The following is a 22,805-nucleotide window of genomic DNA, read 5'->3' as shown; positions in this document are numbered from 1 at the left end:
CACGAGGATGTATGCGCAAAAGATTTGAATCGACTCACCCTTCGTTTTCCTCCTCCCGCCGCAAATTACTTAAAGCCAGTTCAGTACTGGCTGCGGTGCCATTCATTTTACCTCGCACCGTGTTTGCCACAGGACTCAAAAACGAGGTCAACGTGCAAAAATTCTATCGCGGTGACTGGATTGCCGCCTTCAAACAAGCATTCTCAGCCGCTGATATCGTATCCGTACCTGCTGATTTGGTCTGCGACAACATCAATACTGCCATTTTTATGCCTGAAGGCAAAACCTTGCATGTCGCTGGTGGTTTAAAGGGCAATGGCAAAGGGCGTTTTGTACTGCAGGATAGCTGCCAGATTCTGGGTGAGAAGGGCGGGCGATTTAACAATATCACCCTCGATGTGCGTGGTTCTGATTGCACTATCAAAGGCATTAATATGAGCGGTTTTGTGCCGGTCACGCAAATTTACATTGGCGGTAAAGAGAAGCGCACCATGCGCAACCTGGTGATTGACCAGATTACGGTGCACGATGCGAACTACGCGATTTTGCGCCAGGGTTTCCATAATCGTATGGAGAACGTGAAGATCACCAACGGGCATTTTAGCCGCCTGCAAGGGGATGCTATCGAATGGAATGTTGCTATCAACGACCATAACCTGCTTATCTCTGACCATGTGATTGAAAATATTGACTGCACCAATGGGAAGATCAACTGGGGCATTGGGATTGGGCTTGCGGGTAGTACTTACGACAACGAGTACCCGGAAGACCAGGCGGTAAAGAATTTTGTGGTGGCGAATATCACAGGTAGTAACTGTAGGCAGTTAATACATGTTGAAAATGGTAAACACTTTGTTATTCGTAATATTAAAGCCCGCAACATTAATCATACTTTCAGCCAGAAAGCGGGAATTGATAACGCCACAATAGCGATTTATGGCTGTGATAATTTCGTGATTGATAATATCGATATGAAAGAGAGTGCGGGGTTTCTTATTGGTTATGGTGTGATCAAGGGTAAGTATTTATCTATTCCGCAAAATTTTAAACTAAACGATATAGCGCTTGATAATACTCACATGCAGTATAAAAGCCGCGGAATACAGATTTCTTCGGGTAACGCGACGTCGTTTGTTGCCATCACCAATGTGGCGCTAAAGCGTGCAACGCTTGAGTTGCATAACAAGCCGCAACACTTGTTTCTGCGCAACGTTGACGTCATGCAGTACGCTGAAACTGGACCTGCGTTGAAGCTTAACTTCGACCTGCGCAAAGACGTGCGAGGCCGCTTTATGGCTAAGGGTGATACGCTCCTGTCGCTGGCCAACGTGCGTGCCGTAAATGAGAAGGGGCAGAGTTCGGTGGACATCGACCGGGTTGACCATCAGCACGTGAACACGAGCGGGTTGAATTTTGTGCTGCCGGTAGCGACTAAGTAGATTGTCAAATCACATTGCGAGTTTTCCGAGCTTTTGCAATGCATAAATCAAGGTTTTGGTTTTGCGTACTTTATTGAGAACGTTAAGATGAAGTACTAATTATGGGGATCAATTCATGCTGGCATCAGCGCACGAAAAGACTATAATCCCCCAACCATTTTGAGGTGGGCTTGAATATGATTAATTTGAAAGCAGTTATTCCGGTAGCAGGCTTGGGCATGCATATGTTGCCCGCAACAAAAGCTATTCCAAAAGAGATGTTACCGATCGTCGATAAACCGATGATCCAATATATCGTCGACGAGATCGTAGCTGCTGGTATCAAGGAAATCGTACTGGTAACGCATTCATCCAAGAATGCTGTTGAAAACCACTTCGACACATCTTATGAACTTGAAGCTCTACTTGAGCAGCGTGTTAAGCGCCAGTTGCTCGCTGAGGTTCAGTCAATCTGCCCTCCGGGCGTGACGATTATGAACGTACGTCAGGCTCAACCGCTAGGCCTTGGTCACTCCATTTTGTGTGCCCGCCCGATTGTTGGCGACAATCCATTTGTTGTCGTATTGCCTGACGTTATCCTTGATGGCGCAAGTGCTGACCCATTGCGTTATAATTTAGCTGCTATTGTTGAGCGTTTCAGAGAGACAGGGCGCAGCCAGGTTCTGGCTAAACACATGCCTAACGTTGATTTGTCTGAGTACTCAGTTATCACAACGGAAGAACCGCTAGAAAATGATGGGCAGATTGGCCGCATTGTCGAGTTTGTAGAGAAACCAGATGAACCACAAACACTGGATTCAGATCTGGCCGCGGTAGGGCGCTATGTTCTGTCAGCTGATATCTGGGCTGAACTCGAGAAAACCGAGCCGGGAGCCTGGGGCCGTATCCAGCTTACCGATGCCATCGCTGCACTTAATAAAAAGCAAGCGGTAGAAGTTGCATTGATGACCGGTGAAAGCTACGACTGTGGCAAGAAAATGGGCTATATGCAGGCATTTGTACAATATGGTCTGCGTAACCATAAAGAAGGCCAGAAGTTCAGGGACAGCATTCAGAAGCTGCTGGCTCGCTAAGAGTTTTAGAACAATGGTGGTGAGCATTTGATGCAGAACGGCAATCAATAGTGGCGGTGAGGTTTCTTAGTTGAAACGTTACTGAGACTGGTTGCCGTTTTTTTTGAGTTGCATGTTACAAAGTATGTTTGCTGTTGATGGCAGGATATTCGAATGAGCAAGAGAGGATAGCTACCATACAAGCTACTGACTCAGTAACGTCTTGTTCATTCGAATGTTTCGTAAAATATAACCGACATAGCACAGGGAATTGTTCTATGCGCTAAGTGTTTAGTGTTCTGGTAGCTGTTAAGCCAGGGGCGGTAGCATGGCTGGTGAAAATTATTCCCCTTTTGTATTACCCATTATTACCTCAATTAATTCAAACGTCCGATATTCATTTATCGAAGAAAATCACTACAAGATTAAAGAGAGATTGCTTCCGTGAAAATTCTTGTTACTGGTGGTGCCGGCTTTATTGGTTCTGCTGTCGTTCGTCATATTATAAATAACACCCAAGACAGCGTGATTAATGTCGATAAATTAACCTATGCAGGTAACCTTGAATCATTGGCAAAGGTCTCTGGTAGTGAACGTTACGCTTTTGTTCAAGCCGATATTTGCGATAGAAATGCACTGGACAAAATCTTTGTCGAACACCAGCCTGATTCAGTGATGCATTTGGCAGCGGAAAGCCACGTTGACCGTTCTATTACAGGACCTGCTGAATTTATTGAAACCAATATTGTTGGCACTTATACAATGCTTGAAGCTGCTCGTGCATATTGGTCGCAACTTAGTGCAGAAGACAAAGTCAATTTCCGTTTCCACCATATTTCTACTGATGAAGTATATGGAGATTTGCCGCATCCTGATGAGTGCCCCGTTGGAGTAGAACTTCCGCTATTTACCGAAACAACATCTTATGCCCCAAGCAGCCCTTATTCAGCGTCTAAAGCGTCCAGCGACCATTTAGTACGCGCATGGCAGCGGACCTACGGTCTGCCTTGCATTGTGACTAACTGTTCAAATAACTACGGTCCATATCACTTCCCGGAAAAACTGATCCCATTAGTGATTTTAAATGCACTTGAAGGTAAGAGTCTGCCTGTTTATGGTAAAGGCGATCAGATCCGTGATTGGCTGTATGTGGAAGATCATGCTCGTGCTCTTTACACAGTGGTTACACAAGGTTCTTTGGGGGAGACTTACAACATTGGTGGTCACAATGAGAAGAAAAACCTCGATGTCGTACTGACAATTTGTGACTTGCTGGATGAACTGGTTGCAAAAAATACCTCTTACCGTGAACAAATCACCTATGTTGCTGACCGTCCAGGCCATGACCGTCGTTATGCAATTGACGCCAGCAAAATTAGCCACGATTTGAATTGGAAACCACAAGAAACATTTGAAAGTGGTATTCGTAAAACGGTTGAATGGTATTTGACCAACCAGCAGTGGGTCGACAATATTAAAAGCGGCGCCTATAAATCCTGGATTGAGCAAAATTACGGTGAACGTAAATGAATATTTTACTCTTCGGTAAAACAGGGCAGGTAGGTTGGGAATTACAGCGCTCGCTGGCTCCATTGGGCAATGTTATCGCAGTTGATGTTCATTCGACTGAATATTGCGGTGACTTCAGCAATCCAGAAGGTGTTGCTGAAACTGTTCGTCGCGTGAAGCCTGATGTTATTGTCAATGCTGCTGCCCATACTGCGGTGGACAAGGCTGAGAGCGAACGCGATTTTGCCCAATTGCTGAATGCGACTAGCGTTGAGGCGATAGCTAAAGAAGCTGAGAAACTTAACGCGTGGCTTATTCATTATTCCACCGATTATGTTTTCCCCGGTGACGGTAAGAAACCTTGGGTCGAGACGGACGTAACAGCTCCGTTAAATACTTACGGTGAAACGAAACTTGCTGGTGAAATTGCGGTGCAGCAAAATTGCTCGAAACACCTCATTTTCCGCACTAGCTGGGTATATGCCGGAAAGGGTAATAACTTCGCAAAAACTATGCTGCGACTTGCAAAGGAACGTGAAGAGCTTTCCATCATTAACGATCAGTTTGGTGCACCTACAGGTGCTGAGTTGCTAGCTGATTGCACTGCTCATGCGATAATAACTGCAATGCGTAAACCAGAAGTTGCAGGCCTATACCATCTGGTCGCATCAGGTGCCACAACATGGTTTGAATACGCGAATTTGGTCTTTGCTGAAGCTAAGATCGCAGGTGTGGTACTGGCAGTAAATAAAATTAATCCGGTTCCAACTAGCGCTTATCCTACTCCTGCGCTTCGCCCTCAAAATTCGCGTCTTGATACTAAGAAATTCCAGCAGACATTTGATTTAATATTACCTTCATGGGAATTTGGTGTTAAACGAATGTTGGCCGAAATCTTTGCTTCTGCGAACGCATAATAATCACGCTTTATCAGTGGCCTGAATACGAGCCACTTAAATTAATGGAATATTAAAATGACTTCACGTAAAGGTATTATTCTTGCTGGTGGTTCTGGTACGCGTTTATATCCTGTAACGATGGCAGTAAGTAAACAACTACTGCCAATTTATGACAAGCCAATGATTTATTACCCGCTGAGCACCTTAATGCTCGCCGGTATTCGCGATATTTTGATTATCAGCACTCCGCAGGATACTCCCCGTTTTCAGCAGTTACTTGGTGACGGGTCTCAGTGGGGACTGAATCTGCAATATAAAGTGCAGGAAAGCCCAGATGGCTTGGCACAAGCATTTATCATTGGAGAAGAGTTTATTGGTGAGGATGATTGTGCACTGGTACTTGGCGATAATATTTTCTACGGACATGATCTTCAGAAACAACTTGAAAGTGCAGTAGCGAAGGAGTCTGGAGCTACCGTATTTGCCTATCACGTACATGACCCAGAGCGTTATGGTGTGGTTGAATTTGATAAAGACGGCAAAGCCATATCGCTGGAAGAAAAACCACTAGAGCCAAAAAGTAATTATGCGGTAACTGGTTTGTATTTTTATGATAATAGCGTAGTTGAAATGGCCAAAAGTCTAAAGCCTTCTCCTCGTGGTGAATTAGAGATTACTGATATAAACCGTATCTATATGGAGCAGGGCCGTATGTCCGTAGCTATGATGGGGCGCGGCTATGCTTGGTTGGATACCGGTACTCATCAAAGTCTTATCGAAGCAAGTAATTTCATTCAGACGATTGAATTACGTCAGGGGCTAAAAGTTGCTTGTCCTGAAGAGATTGCGTTCCGTAAAGGTTTTATTGATGCTGAGCAAATCAAAAAATTAGCAGCCCCTCTATCAAAAAATGATTATGGCAAATATCTACTGAAGATGGTCAAAGGTTATTAATATGAATGTTATAAAAACAGATATCCCGGAAGTATTAATCTTTGAACCAAAAGTTTTTGGTGATGACCGTGGGTTTTTCTTTGAAAGTTTCAGTCAAAAAGTATTTGAAGAAGCAGTTGGCTATAAAGTGAATTTTGTACAGGATAACCATTCTAAGTCATCAAAGGGAGTATTACGGGGACTTCACTACCAGTTAGCGCCTTATGCTCAGGGAAAATTAGTGCGTTGCGTAGCTGGTGAGGTTTTTGATGTTGCTGTCGATATTCGAAAAGAGTCGCCGACTTTTGGTAAATGGGTAGGTGTAAACCTTTCCGCGGAGAATAAACGTCAGCTTTGGATCCCTGTAGGATTTGCCCATGGATTCTTGGTATTAAGTGATAGCGCTGAATTTGTATATAAAACGACAAATTATTACCATCCAGCGAGTGATCGTGGAATTATTTGGAATGATCCAACTATCAGGATTAATTGGAACGTTAACAATGAACCGAGTTTGTCGAATAAAGATTCGCAGTTGCCAACTTTATTGAATACATTTGTTTTTTAAACAGAAATGAGAGAAAAATGAGTGCGTACTTTGAATGGGATTTTAGTTTGTGGTTAACATTATAACCATGATCTAATAATTATTAGGTAGTAAAAATGAAAGTTGATTTCAAAAATCAGAGTGTTTTATTTACCTTTGACCAAGTAATGGACTCTGGTTTGATATTTCTATTTATTGCACTCGGTGGTGTATTGTTATCAAAGATTGATATGGCGACGGTAGTACTAGCTCAATCTACAGCCCTAGTATGCGTGTTATTTTGTTCGTGTTTTACTACTCAGTATTTACTGTTAAAATATAAAAAACAAAACATTGAATATTGGATGGCTTTGTTTGGTTTTTTTTATATAATAACGTTAGTCCTGATTTTTTTCATTCTGCAATCTCCTCAGATAATTCTGCTATTCACAGTTGGTATAGTTTCTGAGTTTTTAAAACGTTATTGCTATTACTATGAACTGTCATTGATGTCATTCTTGTCATCGATGACTACTGTTGTGTTGTTTTGTATCACAATGATATTTACGTATGCTGGTTACGCACCCCTTAGTTCAGATTTTTACATTTATTATTATGCTGGTGCCAAGCTAATGCCATTAATTATTGTGGTAATAGCTATAACTGTAAAGAATAGAAAATGTCAGCTAATGGCTGAAAAAAACAATGTATTTCACGCTATAAAAGATTCCCTTAAATGTGGCATGGTATTCGCTATTATTACAATAATTTATTGGACTACTAATCAAGGTTTTTTTATTTTGTTACAGGATAAAATAGTTCCGGGTGATTTGGTTGAAATAAGAATTACGCAGAATGTATTTGGTGTTGTTACAATGCTTATAACCTTATATGATAGCATTTTCTTGAAAAAAAATATTAATAATGATAAAAAGATTTTTAATCGTGTTGCTTATTTAAAGTTTGCATTCGTTGCGAGTGTATTGATTGCTGTAAATTACATTTTTCTTTATATTTTATCATTGACGATGTATAATGGTATTGATGTATTAAAATATTCGATTTATTTAGCGCTGGCACAATGGTTTTTTATATTGTCGAGAATGCCAATTTTAATATTAAAATTGAGGTATAATTTAAATGTTGTTTTATTAGTATATGGTTTTTCTCTTATTGTGTCAGGTGCGTATTTGTATATAAATATAAATAGCACAACATATTTTTATATAGTCGAAGCAATTGCGTTGGCTAATTTTCTTACCTTTGCGTTTTCAAGTTTAATCGTTGTTATAAAAGAGAGTGATTATGGGAAAGTTAATTGAAGCTTTTTTTAGTGTTAGTACCGAGATACAAGAGCGCTTTAGTTCTATTGGGAAAGATATTGTTCCTGTGAATTATTACACAAGGCATAACAATTGGGGCGATCAACTGAATAAATATCTCATTGGGAAAATAACCAAAAAAATTGTTGTTAAAAATAATTTTAAGAAATTTAAACATATTCTTGCAATTGGCAGTGTGCTATCAAGCGCATCTGAAAAAAGTTTAATATGGGGAAGTGGATTCATCTCAAAAGATGTGTCGCTAAAAAGTACTAATTTAGATATTAGAGCAGTTAGAGGGACTCTTACAAGGGAACGCTTGCAAACTGAATTCTTAATTGATTGCCCAAATGTTCTAGGAGACCCTGCAGTTCTACTTCCGTTCTTCTATGATGCAGCACATATTACAAAAAAATATAAAATCGGTATTATTCCGCATTATAAAGACAAAAACTTCCTTGCTGTACATAAGCTAGTTGCTGCAGGGTGTGTATTAATTGACATACAAGATGATATAGAACCTTTTATTGATAAAATCAATGAGTGCGAATTTATTGTTTCCTCTTCCTTACATGGGTTGATCGCTGCCGATACGTATGGAATTCCAAATAAGTGGCTTTCATTTAGTAATATGTTGTTAGGCGGAAAATTTAAATTCATGGATTATTATAGTACTACAACTAATAAAAACCCAAATCCATTAGTTATTAATAGCGAAGATAATGTTTCTATTTCCAAGTTAATTGATGAATGTGGTTGTAATGATTTTATTAAAAATAAAAAAGAACTATTGGATGCCTTTCCAAAAGAATTCATATAGCTGTTGTTATAAGTTAGATGCTGCGAGATACCAATGCTCATTACTATCCTTGCCTTTTACATGTGTATTCAGATTGGGTATTTATTATTAGATAATAGAACTAATAATATAAAAATGATGAATACAGTATTATCTCTACTGGTGTTTTCAATATATTTTATTCTGTTTTTTTTCAAAAATGAAAAATTTGGCGCAGATACACTAAATTATATAACTGAATTTACAAATTATTGTCGCTTCCCAGCCAATTATATTGGGTTAGATTATACATATTTAATGATCTTCAAATTTATTAATCTTTTAATGCTTGGTAATTGCGAAGTAAGTTGGTTAATGTGGATTTGGCCATTGTTTATTATAGGCTTGACGATCTATCTTTGCATGCATTTTAAAATTGAGATGCTTTACATAATTGCATTATTTTCCTCGTTCATTGGTGGAGAGTTGCTAACGAATGCAATGCGGCAGGGATTTTCGTTGGCAATACTAATGTTGGCATTTTGTTTTTATTTAAATAAAAAATACGTTTCATTCTTGTTTTTTTCGGCGCTATCATTACTTTTCCATCAAGCATCATTTTTGATTATAGCCATAGTAATTTCGTCTCGCTTTAGTTACAAGATTTTCATGCCTGGAGTATTCGTAAGTATCTATCTTGCTTTTTTTACAAGTTACCTCGATTTCTTACCAGGCGTAGAAGGGTTCCGGACTTCTATTCTTAGATATCTACCATATTCGAGTGATGATTTTATTGTAAGGCTTATTAGTATTCTTACATTAATAATTACTTATGTTGTTTTTTTATGGGTGTTACGAAAAGAAATATTTAGGTCGTTAAAATCATTAAATACTATGAACAATATTATATGTATTTGTATGATTGTATCAATGGTTCCTTATTTTGGATTTCGGATAGTGTACGGTATTTATCCCTTATTTTTGTTATTAGCTTACACTGAAATTAAGAAAATTAATGGGCAGTCATTTTTATTTCTATCAATAATTACATTAATTAATTCAGTAATTACTATTGTCTGGCTTAGTGCTTCTTCTTATATGCGATCTATATCTTTTGTGAATATTACATGAAAAATAAAAAATTAAAATTTGGAGTGACAGTTGTCATACCAACGTATAACAGGAAAGATAAACTAATTTCTGCTGTGAATTCTGTCACTTCATCTGACAAGGATGTAGTTGAAATTATAATAGTTGATGATTGCTCTGATATTAGTCCTGAGTCATTTTTTAGTGCATTTAATAGTGATAATATTGTTATCAGAATTTATAAAAATTACAAAAATAGTGGTCCACAGGTAGCGAGGAATCTAGGTATTCGCCGTGCACGGTTTAATCATATTGCATTTCTCGATTCTGATGATCTGTTTGTTCCCGGTAAAATAGATTGGATTATTAATATATTAAAAAACGATGATATAGATTTCCTATACCATGGAGTTGATGGATGCGAGAAGTATAACAAGTTATCACGGCTATGGTTTAAAACTATTGGGAAAATTTTTCACTTTAGATGGTTTTTATATCTCCTGAATCCTTGTGTGACACCTAGTGTTGTTATAAAAAATAAAAAATGTCTTTTCAACCCAACTTTAAGACACTCTGAAGACTATGCGTTTTTCCTCTCCTATGTTGATGAGAAAACTAGGGTTCGTTACTATGATGATATTTACACTATAGTACCACGGGAAATTGGCAGTATGGGGGGGATATCGAATAATTTAATTAAAATGCGTAAAGGGGAGATGCAAGGAAAAAATAACCTTTTACGACGTAATTACTATGTTGGGTTTATTATGTCGTATTGCGTGGCGATACTTAGGGTATTATCTGACCTTTGCCGTAAAAGATATAGCTTGCGAGACTTTATCAAAAAGTAGAAACTCTATTATCAAGATTGCAACCAATAAATAAAATGCTTGAGTTTTGCAGATTTTTAATTTAAACCCAAAGGTTCATTGATTATGTTAAACAAAAACAAAAACAAAAACAAAAACAAAAACAAAAACAAAAACAAAAAGGTTAGTGTTGTGGGTGTTGTCGGTGTTCCTGCATGCTACGGTGGATTTGAATCATTAGTCCAAAATCTTATTGATTATAAATCCGATAATATTGACTATCATGTCTTTTGTTCTAGCGGTTCTTATGATATAAAAATTAAAACATATAAGAAAGCAGAGTTGACGTATATTCCTTTAAAAGCAAATGGTGGTTCAAGTATTATATATGATATTACTTGTCTTCTCATTTCTTTATTTAAGAGGCCTGACACTGTTTTAATTCTCGGTGTTTCTGGTTGTGTGTTTTTACCAATATTTAAATTTTTTTCGCGGAGCAATATTATTACCAATATTGATGGCTTGGAATGGCGAAGAGGCAAATGGGGGGCAGGTGTGCGTGCTTTTCTAAAATTCTCAGAAAAATTAGCTGTGAAATATTCTGATGTAGTCATTTCTGATAATGAAGCAATTTCAAAATATGTGTACCAAGAATATGGTAAACAAAGTCATGTTATCGCGTATGGTGGTGATCATGCATTGCAAGCAATCCAGGTTGAAGATGAATGCAATGGTGATTATTATTTTTCAGTTTGTAGGATTGAACCTGAAAATAATATAATGATGATACTTAAGGCATTTTGCAAAACTGTTGCGAAAATTAAAATAATTGGTAATTGGAATGCTAGTGCTTATGGGCGTGATTTAAAAGAAAAATACGGTCAGTATTCAAATATAGAACTTATTGATCCTGTTTATAATATTGACATACTATTTAAATTAAGAAGCCAATGCTTGGGCTTTATTCATGGGCACAGTGCTGGAGGCACCAATCCTTCGTTAGTGGAAGCAATGCATTTTAAAAAACCTATCTTTGCCTTTGATTGCGATTTTAATCGTTTTTCAACTAACAATTCAGCTTATTACTTTAATTCAGATATAGAACTCCTGAGTTTAATCAGCGAGCCTTATAATGAAAAAACGCTTGCTAAATATGCTGAATGTGCGGAAAAAATGAAAGAAATCGCTATGACTCAATACACTTGGGTGGAAATCACGCGCCTTTATGAAGAATTGTATTAATTTCGCGTAGGAGTTGGTTTTCTCTTTCTAATTAAGAATAATACTTTTGCTTTCTACCTTCAACGTATATGAGTTAACATCTAAGCCACATTTCAAGCCGCGACTTGCAGCGGTTACCACACCTGACAGGAGTAAGTAATGTCCAAACAACAGATCGGCGTCGTTGGTATGGCAGTGATGGGGCGCAACCTTGCGCTGAACATCGAAAGCCGTGGCTATACCGTTTCCGTGTTCAACCGTTCTGGCGATAAAACTGAAGAAGTTATCGCAGAGAACCCGGGCAAGAAGCTGGTTCCTTACTATACGGTGCAAGAGTTTGTCGAGTCTCTCGAAACTCCACGCCGCATCCTGTTAATGGTTAAGGCCGGTGAGGCCACGGACAAGACCATTGATTCTCTTAAGCCGTATCTTGAGAAGGGCGATATCCTGATTGACGGCGGAAACACCTTCTTCCTGGATACAATTCGTCGTAACCGTGAGCTTTCTGCGGAAGGTTTCAACTTTATCGGCACAGGCGTTTCTGGTGGGGAAGAGGGCGCATTGAAAGGGCCTTCCATCATGCCAGGCGGTCAGAAAGAAGCTTATGAACTGGTTGCTCCAATTCTTAAGCAAATTGCAGCCGTTGCTGAAGATGGCGAACCATGCGTTACCTACATTGGTGCTGATGGTGCTGGTCACTATGTAAAAATGGTTCACAACGGAATTGAATACGGTGATATGCAATTAATTGCTGAAGCCTATTCACTGCTTAAAAATGGCCTGAATCTTTCGAATGAAGAGTTGGCGACAACCTTTACCGACTGGAATAAAGGCGAGTTAAGCAGCTACTTGATCGACATCACCAAAGACATCTTCACTAAAAAAGATGAAGACGGTAACTACTTGGTAGATGTGATTCTTGATGAAGCAGCGAACAAAGGTACTGGCAAGTGGACTAGCCAGAGCTCACTCGATTTAGGTGAACCGTTGTCCCTGATCACCGAATCTGTGTTTGCACGTTACATCTCTTCCTTGAAAGAGCAGCGTGTTGCCGCTTCTAAAGTGCTGAGCGGCCCGCAGGCTAAACCATTTGCTGGCGATAAAACTGATTTTGCCGAGAAAGTGCGCCGTGCATTGTATTTGGGCAAGATTGTTTCTTACGCTCAAGGTTTCTCCCAGCTACGTGCAGCATCTGAAGAGAATAACTGGGATCTCAACTACGGTGAGATTGCTAAGATTTTCCGCGCAGGTTGCATTATCCGAGCTCAGTTCCTGCAGAAAATCACCGATGCTTATGCAGAAAACCCAGCCATTGCGAACTTGCTGCTGGCTCCTTACTTCAAGAAAATTGCTGATGAGTACCAACAGGCACTGCGTGATGTGGTTTCTTATGCTGTGCAGAATGGTATTCCAACACCAACCTTCTCTGCTGCTATCTCTTACTATGACAGCTACCGTTCAGCTGTACTGCCTGCCAACCTGATTCAGGCGCAGCGTGACTACTTTGGTGCGCATACTTATAAGCGTATTGATAAAGAAGGTGTGTTCCATACCGAGTGGATGGAAAAGTAATTAACTGTCGGAACGTTATGATTTAACTTAAAGCCAGTGGAGAATTCTCTCCACTGGCTTTTATTTTTAATACGTGTGTAAAATTTTGGTTTTTTGATGTTGCTACTGACCTGCCCGCGATGTTAATAATGTCTTGATAGACAGACCCCTCATAAATAGCGTTGTACATTTAACTCCCACCCTGAGGAAAATGTGATGAACTAATATGTTAAACGCGCGCAACGCGATTACCCCTCCTATCCTTTAAATTAGCCGTTGTCGAACAGGTCGAGAAAGGTCCAATGGCTTGCCGCCAGGTACAAGAGTATTACGTTATCTAAGGGAGTTCTACTGTTATGGGGTGGCTCCGAAAGGATGTTCAACGCGACTGGTTTTCCCCCTCTCTTGCAAGAACGTATGGAGTTAACATGCCCAAAATACCTCTTACTTCCGAGTTGTGAGTCAAAGAAATCGAACAGCAACTCGCGGTATCAGAAGTTAAAGCTCAGTTTTTGAAGCTGTTGTGAATGTTATGAATACTGAGTTCGGAGCCACTCTGACAATAAAGCAGCTGGCCACATTGTCATGTAAGCACAAATACCGGGACTCACAGAACGCACGTTTGACGGTTTATGGGAATTAGCCGGTAGGCGTGGTATGAGTGTTTGCAACGTGAATTCGGAAGAGAACTGCAGGCCAGGAATCACTTTGAGAAGGTGAAGGCCTCCGGTTGCGGCAACCCCGATTGGGTGCGTAATCTGCATTATCTCTTACGGCGACAAGCTGAACCTGCCTTGCATGTTGGCCGTACCACCTGTTCCTGATACTGCGTGGCTCGCGGTTACTAATGATGACTTCGCGGGCAAACCACAAATGACGAATATCCATCATCGCTTTTACCGTCACCCTAACTTACTGAAGCCTGGCGAAACTCAGGACTTTTCCCACTGTACTGAACAGGTATAGGTGGGGTATCAGCCGCTGTGGAAAGGAACGGGGTATATCAGTCCGGCCATAGGTGCTGGGTAGAGAAAAATAATGGGATATTATATGCATGAAAGTCTGTATACCCCGCATCAGCGCTAAAGCATCACTCAGAACGGGTTCTCCAGTACTGTTCAACAGAATATCAGACTTTGCATGAACGTCACTGGGTGGCCTGCTCGATAACGGATGGGTATGACTGTTATCAGAACTGGCTTGCGGATCGCATAAACGGGATTTTAAAAATGGAATATCTGCTCGTAAAGCCAGAACATATCGTGCAGGCGAAAAAGATGGTTATGGAGTTGGCGGAAATCAACAATATATAGTGACCGCATCGGTCAATCTGTCATTAAAACATGAAACTGCTGAAGAAGTTCATCAGGAGTTTTAAAGCAGAAAGTATCAACCTATGTGAGGACTAGTCAGCCCCATGATTTGAGACGCGTTTTTTCGGTTTTTTCCGACGTAAATCATTATTCCTTTGCAGGCAATTTTTCTTTTATCTGATTATACTAAGCTTGTACAAATGTTAGCGATTTGTGAACTTATTTTTAGGGTAATCATGATTCAAGATAAAAATGTAATGACAAGCCATACAGGGAATCCAGGCGAAAAAATCGATTTATTAGATGTTTTAATGCAGTTGTGGAAAGGGAAAACCACCATTATTGCTTGTATTGTTGCGGCCATAATGCTTGCCGTTATCTATCTGTTTGTAGCGAAAGAGAAATGGACCTCTACAGCGGTTATTACACAGCCGGATGCTGCGCAAATTGCTTCCTACAGCAACGCGTTAAACGTTATTTATGGCAATGCTGCCCCTAATATTAACGATCTACAGTCCAGAGTCGTTGGCCGCTTGAGCTCCTCACTTTCTGCTTTGTCCGAAATGTTAGATAACCAGGAAGAGCCTGAAAAACTCACAGTTGAACCTTCTGTCAAAGGTCAACAATTACCCCTGAAAGTGACTTATGTCGATAACACACCTGAAGGTGCTAAAGCTAAAGTAGCTCAGTATATACAACGAGTTGATGAACAGGTTGGTGACGAGCTTGCCGTAGATCTTAAGGACAATATTAAGCTGCAAATTTCAACACTGGAGGACTCTTTGCAAACTCAGCAAAAAGTAGCGCAGGAACAAAAAGATTTGCGTATTAAGCAAATAAGTGAGGCGCTTAAATTTGCAACAGAAGCAAAGGTTTCGTCACCTGAGTTACAGCAAACTTCTGATGTTACTCAAGACACAATGTTTCTATTAGGTAGTGAAGCACTGTCTTCGATGATTAAAAATGAGGCTACACGCCCGTTAGTGTTTTCATCTACTTACTACCAGACTAAACAGAACTTACTTGATATTCAGAGTTTGAAAATCGATCCTGCGACAATCCATTCTTACCGCTATGTAATGAAACCAACTATGCCAATTCGTCGAGATAGTCCGAAGCGTGCTTTGACATTGATATTGGCAACATTGTTAGGTGGGATGGTTGGTGCAGGTGCAGTGTTAGGCCGCAATGCTTTACGTAACTATAAACCTGATGCCTAGATTCAGAATTTGAATAAGGCCGCTTTCGCGGCCTTATTCAAATCAAAGCAAACTTATTTATGCCTTTCCCGCAAATTCTCAATCACCGCGCTCAAATCCAAATCCTGATCCTGCAGTAACACCAGCAGGTGATAGACCAAATCCGACGCTTCATTTTTCAGCTCAAAACGATCATTAACCGTTGCGGCCAAAGCGGTCTCCACGCCTTCTTCACCGACTTTCTGCGCGATACGCTTGGTTCCACTCGCATACAACTTCGCGGTATACGAACTTTCAGGATCGGCAGTTTTCCGTGACGCCAGCAGTTGCTCGAGCTGATACAAGAAGTGCCAGTCGTGGTGGGTTTCACCAAAGCAGCTTGAGGTACCTAAATGGCAGGTTGGGCCAATTGGGTTTGCCAGGATCAGAAGTGTGTCGTTATCGCAGTCTGGAGCGATGTTTACGACATTCAGGAAATTGCCGGAAGTTTCGCCTTTGGTCCACAAACGTTGTTTCGTACGAGAGAAGAAGGTGACCTTTCCGCTTTCAATGGTTTGCGCCAGAGCTTCCGGATTCATATATCCCAGCATCAGCACTTCGCCGGATTTGGCGTGCTGGACGATGACCGGCATTAGGCCATCGGTTTTTTCCCAGTCCAGTTGAGCTTGTTGTTCTGTTGTTAGCACACTCTTATCTCCACGCCTTGCTGAGCCAGATAAAGTTTCAGCTCACCAATATTAATAATTTGTTTGTGGAACACTGAGGCTGCCAGTGCACCGTCAACATCTGCATCACGGAAGGCTTCCAGGAAGTGCTCCATGGTTCCCGCACCGCCAGAGGCAATCAGTGGCACGTGGCAAACTTCACGTACTTTCTTCAATTGCTCAAGGTCGTAACCGTTACGCACGCCATCCTGGTTCATCATATTCAGAACGATTTCCCCGGCCCCGCGTTTTTGTACTTCCTGCACCCAATCTGCAGTTTCCCACTTGGTGACACGCGTGCGGCTTTCATCACCGGTATATTGGTTGACGTGATATTTCCCGGTTTCGCTATCAAACCAGGTATCGATTCCGACCACGATGCACTGTACGCCAAAACGATCGGCCAGGCGGGTAATCAGTTCAGGGTCAGCCAGAGCAGGGGAGTTGATTGAAATTTTATCCGCGCCAAAAGAGAGAATCTGCGCGGCATCTTCAATCGACTTTATGCCACCCGCCACGCAGAAAGGAATATCGATAACTTCCGCAACGCGTGACACCCAGCTTTTATCAACCACACGGCCATCGCTGGATGCGGTGATATCGTAGAACACCAGTTCGTCAGCACCTTCGGCAGCGTAACGTTGCGCGAGTGGCACGATGTCACCAATGATTTCATGGTTGCGGAATTGCACACCTTTCACGACTTGCCCGTCGCGTACGTCCAGGCAAGGAATTATCCGTTTTGCCAGCATGAAATCGCCTCCGTTACGTTGAATTTCCCTTCCAGCAGTGCACGCCCAACAATCACACCCTGTACGCCAGTTCCACGCAGCGCGGCGATATCATCGATATCACCAATGCCGCCGGAGGACTGGAATGCCACCTGTGGGAAACGTGCACAAACCTCTTCATATAATGAGACGTTCGAGCCTGCCAGCGTGCCATCGCGTGAAATATCGGTGCACAGCACATGTTTGAGGCCGACGGGCAGATACGTTTCCACCAGTTCTTCCAGTGAGACACCCGAGTTCTCTTGCCAGCCGCTGACGGCAACCTGTTTGTTGCCTTGTTCGTCGATGCGCACATCTAACGCCAGCACCAGCGCATCAGCACCAAAGCGGGTAAACCAGCCTTTGACAACTTCGGGTGATTTCACCGCTGTTGATCCGACGACAACACGCGCGACACCTGCTTCAAGTAGTGCGGCAACATCTTCTTCTGTACGTACACCACCACCAACCTGCACGGGAACTTTGACGCCCGCAACCAGCGTTTTAATCAGTGGGATCTGGCGCTTGGCAGGGTCTTTCGCGCCGGTTAAATCAACCAGGTGCAACACTTGTGCGCCTTGTGCTTCATATTCTTGCAGACGCGGTAACGGATCGTTGCCGTAATCGCGTTGCTGGCCATAATCCCCCTGATGGAGGCGCACCACTGTGCCGTCAATTAAATCGAGAGCAGGAATAATCATGGTGCTTACATCTCCAGGAAGTTTTTCAGTAATTTTGCGCCTGCGGCACCCGAGCGCTCCGGGTGGAACTGCACGCCAAAGAAATTATCTTTTTGCACGGCCGCGGTGAAGGCTTCACCGTAGCTTGCCTGCGCGATGGTGTTTGCACATACCGGCATCGCGTAGCTGTGCACGAAGTAAAAATAATCACCGTCGTCGATGCCGCGGAACAGACGTTCACCGGCTTTTGGATAGACGCGGTTCCAGCCCATATGCGGCAAAGGCAAACCATGGTCGACCATTTTTAGCACTGGCTGCTCGATGATGCCGAGCATATCGATACCGTTGCTCTCGTCGCTGCGCGAACCCAGCAATTGCATACCGAGGCAAATGCCCAGCACGGGTTGCGTACAAGCTTTGATCAGATCGATAAGCTCGCGCTCACGAATCTGATCCATCGCCGCTTGTGCTGTTCCAACGCCCGGTAGAAAAAGTTTATCGGCGCGCAGCACCACATCCGGGTCGCGGCTAACCAGTGGCTCGTAGCCGTGGCGCTGGATTGCTGACCTCACCGAGTGCAGGTTGGCGCATCCTGTGTCCAGAATCACCACGTTCATTACAACACTCCTTTTGAGGAGGGCAGCGTGTCGCCTTCGACTTTAATAGCCTGGCGCAACGTGCGGCCAAAGACTTTAAACAGGCTTTCGACACGGTGATGGTCGTTTTTACCTTTGGTTTTCAGGTGCAGCGTCACGCCCATGGTGTAAGAAAGCGAACGGAAGAAGTGCTCAACCATCTCAGTGCTTAAATCGCCGACACGTTGGAAGTTATACTCGGCTTTATATTCCAGGTGCGGGCGGCCAGAAATGTCCAGTGCACAACGGGCCAGGCATTCATCCATCGGCAATGTGAAGCCGAAGCGGGTAATCCCACGTTTGTCGCCCAGTGCGATTTTCAGCGCTTCGCCCAGCGCCAGACCGGTGTCCTCAACGGTGTGGTGGTCATCGATATAAAGATCGCCTTTTACGCTGATATCCATTCGGAAACCGCCGTGGGTAGCAATCTGGTCCAGCATGTGGTCGAAGAAACCGACGCCAGTGTTAATTTTGCTTCCACCTTCACGGTCGAGCCAGACTTGCACGTCGATTTGTGTCTCTTTGGTGGCACGTTCAACGTGGGCATAGCGGTCACGTTTGGTCAGTTGCTCGCTAATCATCGGCCAGTTCAGCGTTTCGCCGTGGTAGCGTAAACCCTGAATTCCCATATTTTCAGCCAGCTCAATATCTGTCGCGCGGTCGCCAATCACATAACTGTTGGGTTTATCCAGCACGCCTTCTTCCAGGTAGCCTTTAACCATCGCCAGTTTAGGTTTACGGCAATCGCAGTTATCGGCGGGCAGATGCGGGCAAATCAGCACGTCATCAAAGTTCACGCCCTGCGAGGTAAACACTTGCATCATCAGGTTGTGCGGGCCATCGAAATCCGCCTGCGGGAAGCTCTCGGTACCTAAACCGTCCTGATTAGTAATCATAACCAGTTTGTAGCCTGCTTTTTGTAATTGCAGCAGGGCGGGGATCACCGCTGGCTCAAAGGCCAGTTTGTCCATGCGGTCCACCTGATAATCTGAAGGTGGCTCAGAAATTAAAGTGCCGTCACGGTCGATAAAAAGAATTTTCTGGCTCACACGCCCTCCGTGGCCGTCAGGCCTGGTTGTTCACGCAGCGCAGCAATGGTGCGCTCGCATTCTAAACGGGTGCCAACGGTTATCCGCAGGCAGCCGCTTAACGATGGTTGTTTATTTTGGTCACGTAAGATAATGCCCTGATCCCACAGAGATTTAAACACTGCACTTGAAGCGGTGATGCGGGCCAGAACATAGTTGGTTTCTGAGTCGAAAACTTGCTCTACGCAACCTACTTCATTAAGCGCGGTGACCAGGTACTGGCGATTCACCAGAACTTCTGCGACACGCTCGCGCATTGCATTTATTCCCTGCGGGCTTAACGCCTGAGCGGCAATATCCGCAACCGGGGTCGAAAGCGGGTAAGGGGCGATGACCTTCATCAGCAAGTTAATCACTTCTTCATTGGCCAGTGTGAAGCCACAACGCAGGCCAGCCAGCGCAAAGGCTTTGGAAAGCGTGCGCAGTACTACGAGATGTGGATACTCATTCAACCAGCCAGCGAGCGACGCCTGTGGGCAAAACTCAATATAGGCTTCGTCTGCCACAACCAGCGCTTTGCCGCGAGCCATTTCCAGCAGCACCCGGAAATCTTGCGGATTGATTAACTGACCGGTTGGGTTGTTCGGGCTGCAAACATAAATGACTTTTGCACCTTCGATTTTCTCAGCGATTCCCGGCAAATCAAGCTGCCAATCTGCAAGTGTTGGCACGGTGCGGCCTTCAACGCCGAACGCTTCGCTGCTCACGCTATACATGCCGTAAGTCGGCGGGCAGTAGAGAACCGCATCTTTACCCGGCTCGCAGAATGCACGGATCAACAGTTCGATACCTTCATCTGCGCCACGGCTGACCAGCACCTGCTCGGGTTTCACGCCTGCATATTCGGCATAACGTTCGATGACCAGTTTCGGCTGGCATTCCGGGTAACGGTTTAGCGTCTGTTGCGTCAGTTCGTACTCAACCGCAGTTGGATATTCGTTGGCGTTCAGCCACACATCGCCGTTACCGCCCAGGCGGCGAGCCGACTGGTAAGGGGTCAGGGCGCGGACATTTTCGCGGGCTAACTCTTCAATGCTCATGCTTGCTCCTTCAGTGCTGCAACTCGCAGGGTAACGGCGTTTTTGTGGGCATCCAGCAGCTCGGCGGCGGCCAGAGTTTCAATCGTTTTCGCAAGACTTGCGAAACCTTGTGGTGAGAGTTCCTGAACCGTCATCCGTTTCTGGAAATCAGCCAGTCCAAGGCTTGAACACGTTGAGGTATAACCATACGTCGGCAGCACGTGGTTAGTGCCAGAAGCGTAGTCGCCAGCCGATTCCGGTGACCAGTCACCGAGGAACACGGAACCTGCACTGGTGATGCTATCGACCAGCTCACGGGCGTTGCGGGTCTGAATAATCAGGTGTTCCGGACCGTACTGGTTGGAGATCTCAATGCATTGCTCGAGGTCTCGGGCAACAATCAGGCGGCTGCTTTCCAGCGCTTTGCGAGCGGTTTCAGCACGTGGCAGAGCGGCTAGCTGGCGCTCAACGGCTTCGGCAACGGCTTGTGCCATATCGGCATCCGGCGTTAACAGAATCACTTGCGAGTCCGGGCCGTGTTCGGCCTGTGAAAGCAAATCCGATGCCACAAAGTCAGGCGTCGCACCGCTATCGGCGATTACTAACACTTCTGACGGGCCAGCTGGCATGTCGATAGCCGCGCCGTCAAGACGCTGGCTGACCTGGCGTTTGGCTTCGGTCACAAACGCGTTGCCTGGCCCAAAGATTTTATCCACTTTCGGGATGCTTTCCGTGCCCAGCGCCAGTGCGGCAATGGCCTGCGCTCCGCCGACCTGGAACACTTCCTGCACACCGCAAAGTTGCGCGGCATACAGAATTTCATCGGCAATCGGCGGAGGTGAACACAGCACTACTTTTTTGCATCCCGCGATTCGTGCAGGCGTGGCAAGCATCAATACGGTTGAAAACAGCGGTGCGGAACCACCGGGAATATAAAGGCCAACAGAGGCAACCGGGCGCGTAACCTGCTGGCAACGCACACCCGGCATGGTTTCGATATCAACGGTTGGCAGTTGCTGGGCCACGTGGAATTTTTCGATATTCGCGACAGCAACGGCCATCGCGTCTTTAATCTCCGAACCCAGACGAGCAACGGCATCGGTAATTTCCTGCGCACTGACTTTCAGCTGCTGCACATCTGTTTTATCAAACTTTGCGCTGTATTCGCGCAATGCAGCATCACCGTTAGCTTTCACATTATTAAGAATGTCAGCCACCGTGCGAGTAATGCTTTCGGAGGCAGAAATCGCCGGACGGGTCAGCAAAGCCTGTTGCGCCGCTGCATCGCACTCATTCCAGTTAATCAACGTATTGAAGTTTGCCATGGTGTTACTCCATCATCTTCTCAATTGGTAACACCAGAATCGAACTGGCACCCAGCGCTTTCAGTTTTTCCATGGTTTCCCAGAACAGCGTTTCGCTGCTCACCATGTGCATTGCCACACGCTGTTGATCGCCAGCCAGCGGCAGAATAGTTGGGCGTTCAGCGCCTGGCAGCAGAGAAATAATTTCATCCAGGCGCTCGCTTGGTGCATGCAGCATGATGTATTTCGATTCACGCGCCTGAATCACACCCTGGATGCGGGTCATCAGTTTGTCGATTAACTGCTGTTTTGCTTCAGGCATTTCACCATCGCGTTGAATCAGGCAGGCTTTGGAGCGGTAAATCACTTCAACTTCACGCAGGCCATTAGCTTCGAGTGTTGCGCCGGTAGAAACCAGGTCACAGATTGCATCAGCCAGGCCCGCACGTGGAGCCACTTCAACAGAACCGTTCAACAGGCAAGATTTAAACTGCACACCTTTGCCATCAAGGTAGCGCTTCAACAGGTGAGGGTAAGAAGTTGCGATACGTTTATTATTCAGGCTGGCCGGGCCGTCCCACGGCTCATCAACGGAAATCGCCAGAGAAAAGCGGCAACCGCCGAAATCCAGGCGACGCAGGGTAAAGTAACGTGGATCTTCGCCCTGAGCACGGCGCGTCAGTAACTCTTCTTCCAGCACGTTCTCACCGATGATGCCGAGATCAACCACACCGTCCATAATCAGGCCAGGGATATCGTCATCACGCACGCGCAGAATGTCGATCGGCATGTTTTCAGCTAACGCAATCAGGCGCTGGGTATGCAGGTTGATTTTTATGCCACAGCGTGCGAGCAATTCGCGTGAGTCATCGCTTAAACGGCCTGATTTCTGAATAGCTATGCGTAAACGGTTATTGTCTAACATGAGTAATCCCTCTAATAAATTCTTGTCTGACGTCCAAAAA

General features: G+C 44.0%; 21 protein-coding genes and 1 other annotated feature (1 of these 22 running past the window's edge). Of the genes, 13 read left to right on the top strand and 8 right to left on the bottom strand.

Going from position 1 to position 22,805, the window contains the following annotated elements:
• The first annotated feature begins 11 nt into the window (after nucleotides 1–11).
• The 13 genes from wcaM (at nucleotide 12) to wzzB (ending at nucleotide 15,661) form a co-directional block, all read left to right on the top strand.
• Nucleotides 12–1,439 carry a colanic acid biosynthesis protein WcaM gene (wcaM, locus tag LVQ77_RS09510; RefSeq protein WP_232904310.1) on the top strand — a complete coding sequence of 476 codons (1,428 nt, stop codon included), beginning with the start codon at nucleotides 12–14 and terminating at the stop codon, nucleotides 1,437–1,439.
• A gap of 170 nt (nucleotides 1,440–1,609) precedes the next feature.
• Nucleotides 1,610–2,512, top strand: a complete 903-nt coding sequence (galF, locus tag LVQ77_RS09505; RefSeq protein WP_304503000.1) for a UTP--glucose-1-phosphate uridylyltransferase GalF — start codon at nucleotides 1,610–1,612, stop codon at nucleotides 2,510–2,512.
• Nucleotides 2,513–2,935: 423 nt separating this feature from the next.
• Nucleotides 2,936–4,021, top strand: a complete 1,086-nt coding sequence (gene rfbB / locus LVQ77_RS09500; protein ID WP_232904308.1) for a dTDP-glucose 4,6-dehydratase — start codon at nucleotides 2,936–2,938, stop codon at nucleotides 4,019–4,021.
• Nucleotides 4,018–4,917, top strand: a complete 900-nt coding sequence (rfbD, locus tag LVQ77_RS09495) for a dTDP-4-dehydrorhamnose reductase (RefSeq protein WP_232904307.1) — start codon at nucleotides 4,018–4,020, stop codon at nucleotides 4,915–4,917. The genes rfbB and rfbD overlap by 4 nt, the downstream gene beginning before the upstream one ends.
• Nucleotides 4,918–4,974: 57 nt before the next feature.
• A complete protein-coding gene (gene rfbA / locus LVQ77_RS09490; protein ID WP_232904306.1) occupies nucleotides 4,975–5,853 on the top strand; it encodes a glucose-1-phosphate thymidylyltransferase RfbA in 879 nt (292 codons plus the stop codon).
• A 1-nt stretch (nucleotide 5,854) separates the two neighbouring features.
• Nucleotides 5,855–6,400, top strand: a complete 546-nt coding sequence (gene rfbC / locus LVQ77_RS09485; protein WP_232904305.1) for a dTDP-4-dehydrorhamnose 3,5-epimerase — start codon at nucleotides 5,855–5,857, stop codon at nucleotides 6,398–6,400.
• Between the two features lie 95 nt (nucleotides 6,401–6,495).
• Nucleotides 6,496–7,680: a hypothetical protein gene (locus LVQ77_RS09480; RefSeq protein WP_232904304.1), complete on the top strand. Its 1,185-nt coding sequence runs from the start codon at nucleotides 6,496–6,498 to the stop codon at nucleotides 7,678–7,680.
• The gene (locus LVQ77_RS09475) at nucleotides 7,664–8,500 is read left to right on the top strand and encodes a polysaccharide pyruvyl transferase family protein (protein ID WP_232904303.1); all 837 of its coding nucleotides are present in this window, start codon (nucleotides 7,664–7,666) and stop codon (nucleotides 8,498–8,500) included. The genes LVQ77_RS09480 and LVQ77_RS09475 overlap by 17 nt, the downstream gene beginning before the upstream one ends.
• A gap of 33 nt (nucleotides 8,501–8,533) precedes the next feature.
• The gene (locus tag LVQ77_RS09470; protein WP_370645008.1) at nucleotides 8,534–9,589 is read left to right on the top strand and encodes an EpsG family protein; all 1,056 of its coding nucleotides are present in this window, start codon (nucleotides 8,534–8,536) and stop codon (nucleotides 9,587–9,589) included.
• Nucleotides 9,586–10,398, top strand: a complete 813-nt coding sequence (locus tag LVQ77_RS09465; protein ID WP_232904302.1) for a glycosyltransferase family 2 protein — start codon at nucleotides 9,586–9,588, stop codon at nucleotides 10,396–10,398. Before LVQ77_RS09470 ends, LVQ77_RS09465 begins: the two co-directional genes overlap by 4 nt.
• 84 nt (nucleotides 10,399–10,482) lie before the next feature.
• The gene (locus LVQ77_RS09460; protein WP_232904301.1) at nucleotides 10,483–11,598 is read left to right on the top strand and encodes a DUF1972 domain-containing protein; all 1,116 of its coding nucleotides are present in this window, start codon (nucleotides 10,483–10,485) and stop codon (nucleotides 11,596–11,598) included.
• 138 nt (nucleotides 11,599–11,736) lie between these two features.
• On the top strand, nucleotides 11,737–13,149 hold the full coding sequence (gnd, locus tag LVQ77_RS09455; RefSeq protein ID WP_232904300.1) for an NADP-dependent phosphogluconate dehydrogenase: 1,413 nt from the start codon (nucleotides 11,737–11,739) through the stop codon (nucleotides 13,147–13,149).
• Nucleotides 13,150–14,674: 1,525 nt separating this feature from the next.
• Complete coding sequence (wzzB, locus tag LVQ77_RS09450) at nucleotides 14,675–15,661, top strand: LPS O-antigen chain length determinant protein WzzB (RefSeq protein ID WP_370645011.1); 987 nt, start codon at nucleotides 14,675–14,677, stop codon at nucleotides 15,659–15,661.
• 53 nt (nucleotides 15,662–15,714) lie between these two features.
• Here wzzB and hisIE read toward each other — a convergent pair whose 3' ends face one another.
• The 8 genes from hisIE to hisG are packed head-to-tail and all read right to left on the bottom strand — an operon-like array spanning nucleotide 15,715 to nucleotide 22,765.
• A complete protein-coding gene (hisIE, locus tag LVQ77_RS09445; RefSeq protein WP_232904299.1) occupies nucleotides 15,715–16,326 on the bottom strand; it encodes a bifunctional phosphoribosyl-AMP cyclohydrolase/phosphoribosyl-ATP diphosphatase HisIE in 612 nt (203 codons plus the stop codon).
• A complete protein-coding gene (gene hisF / locus LVQ77_RS09440) occupies nucleotides 16,320–17,096 on the bottom strand; it encodes an imidazole glycerol phosphate synthase subunit HisF (protein ID WP_232904298.1) in 777 nt (258 codons plus the stop codon). The genes hisIE and hisF overlap by 7 nt, the downstream gene beginning before the upstream one ends.
• The gene (gene hisA, locus LVQ77_RS09435) at nucleotides 17,078–17,815 is read right to left on the bottom strand and encodes a 1-(5-phosphoribosyl)-5-[(5-phosphoribosylamino)methylideneamino]imidazole-4-carboxamide isomerase (protein WP_232904297.1); all 738 of its coding nucleotides are present in this window, start codon (nucleotides 17,813–17,815) and stop codon (nucleotides 17,078–17,080) included. The genes hisF and hisA overlap by 19 nt, the downstream gene beginning before the upstream one ends.
• Nucleotides 17,816–17,820: 5 nt before the next feature.
• A complete protein-coding gene (gene hisH, locus LVQ77_RS09430; RefSeq protein ID WP_232904296.1) occupies nucleotides 17,821–18,411 on the bottom strand; it encodes an imidazole glycerol phosphate synthase subunit HisH in 591 nt (196 codons plus the stop codon).
• Nucleotides 18,411–19,478 (bottom strand): bifunctional histidinol-phosphatase/imidazoleglycerol-phosphate dehydratase HisB, encoded by a 1,068-nt coding sequence (gene hisB / locus LVQ77_RS09425; protein ID WP_232904295.1) that lies wholly within the window; start codon nucleotides 19,476–19,478, stop codon nucleotides 18,411–18,413. The genes hisH and hisB overlap by 1 nt, the downstream gene beginning before the upstream one ends.
• Entirely contained in the window at nucleotides 19,475–20,557 is a 1,083-nt protein-coding gene (hisC, locus tag LVQ77_RS09420) for a histidinol-phosphate transaminase (RefSeq protein ID WP_232904294.1), read from the bottom strand. Before hisC ends, hisB begins: the two co-directional genes overlap by 4 nt.
• Nucleotides 20,554–21,861: a histidinol dehydrogenase gene (gene hisD, locus LVQ77_RS09415; protein ID WP_232904293.1), complete on the bottom strand. Its 1,308-nt coding sequence runs from the start codon at nucleotides 21,859–21,861 to the stop codon at nucleotides 20,554–20,556. Before hisD ends, hisC begins: the two co-directional genes overlap by 4 nt.
• Before the next feature lie 4 nt (nucleotides 21,862–21,865).
• The gene (gene hisG, locus LVQ77_RS09410; RefSeq protein WP_064545284.1) at nucleotides 21,866–22,765 is read right to left on the bottom strand and encodes an ATP phosphoribosyltransferase; all 900 of its coding nucleotides are present in this window, start codon (nucleotides 22,763–22,765) and stop codon (nucleotides 21,866–21,868) included.
• 35 nt (nucleotides 22,766–22,800) lie between these two features.
• Nucleotides 22,801–22,805: a sequence feature (His leader region), on the bottom strand; it runs 118 nt beyond the window's last position.

Source organism: Buttiauxella cochleicola (assembly GCF_021282435.1).
In the GTDB taxonomy this organism is placed as follows: Bacteria; Pseudomonadota; Gammaproteobacteria; order Enterobacterales; family Enterobacteriaceae; genus Buttiauxella; species Buttiauxella massiliensis.
Note: the sequence above shows the minus strand (reverse complement) of the source record. Positions and strands in the feature narration are given on the sequence as shown.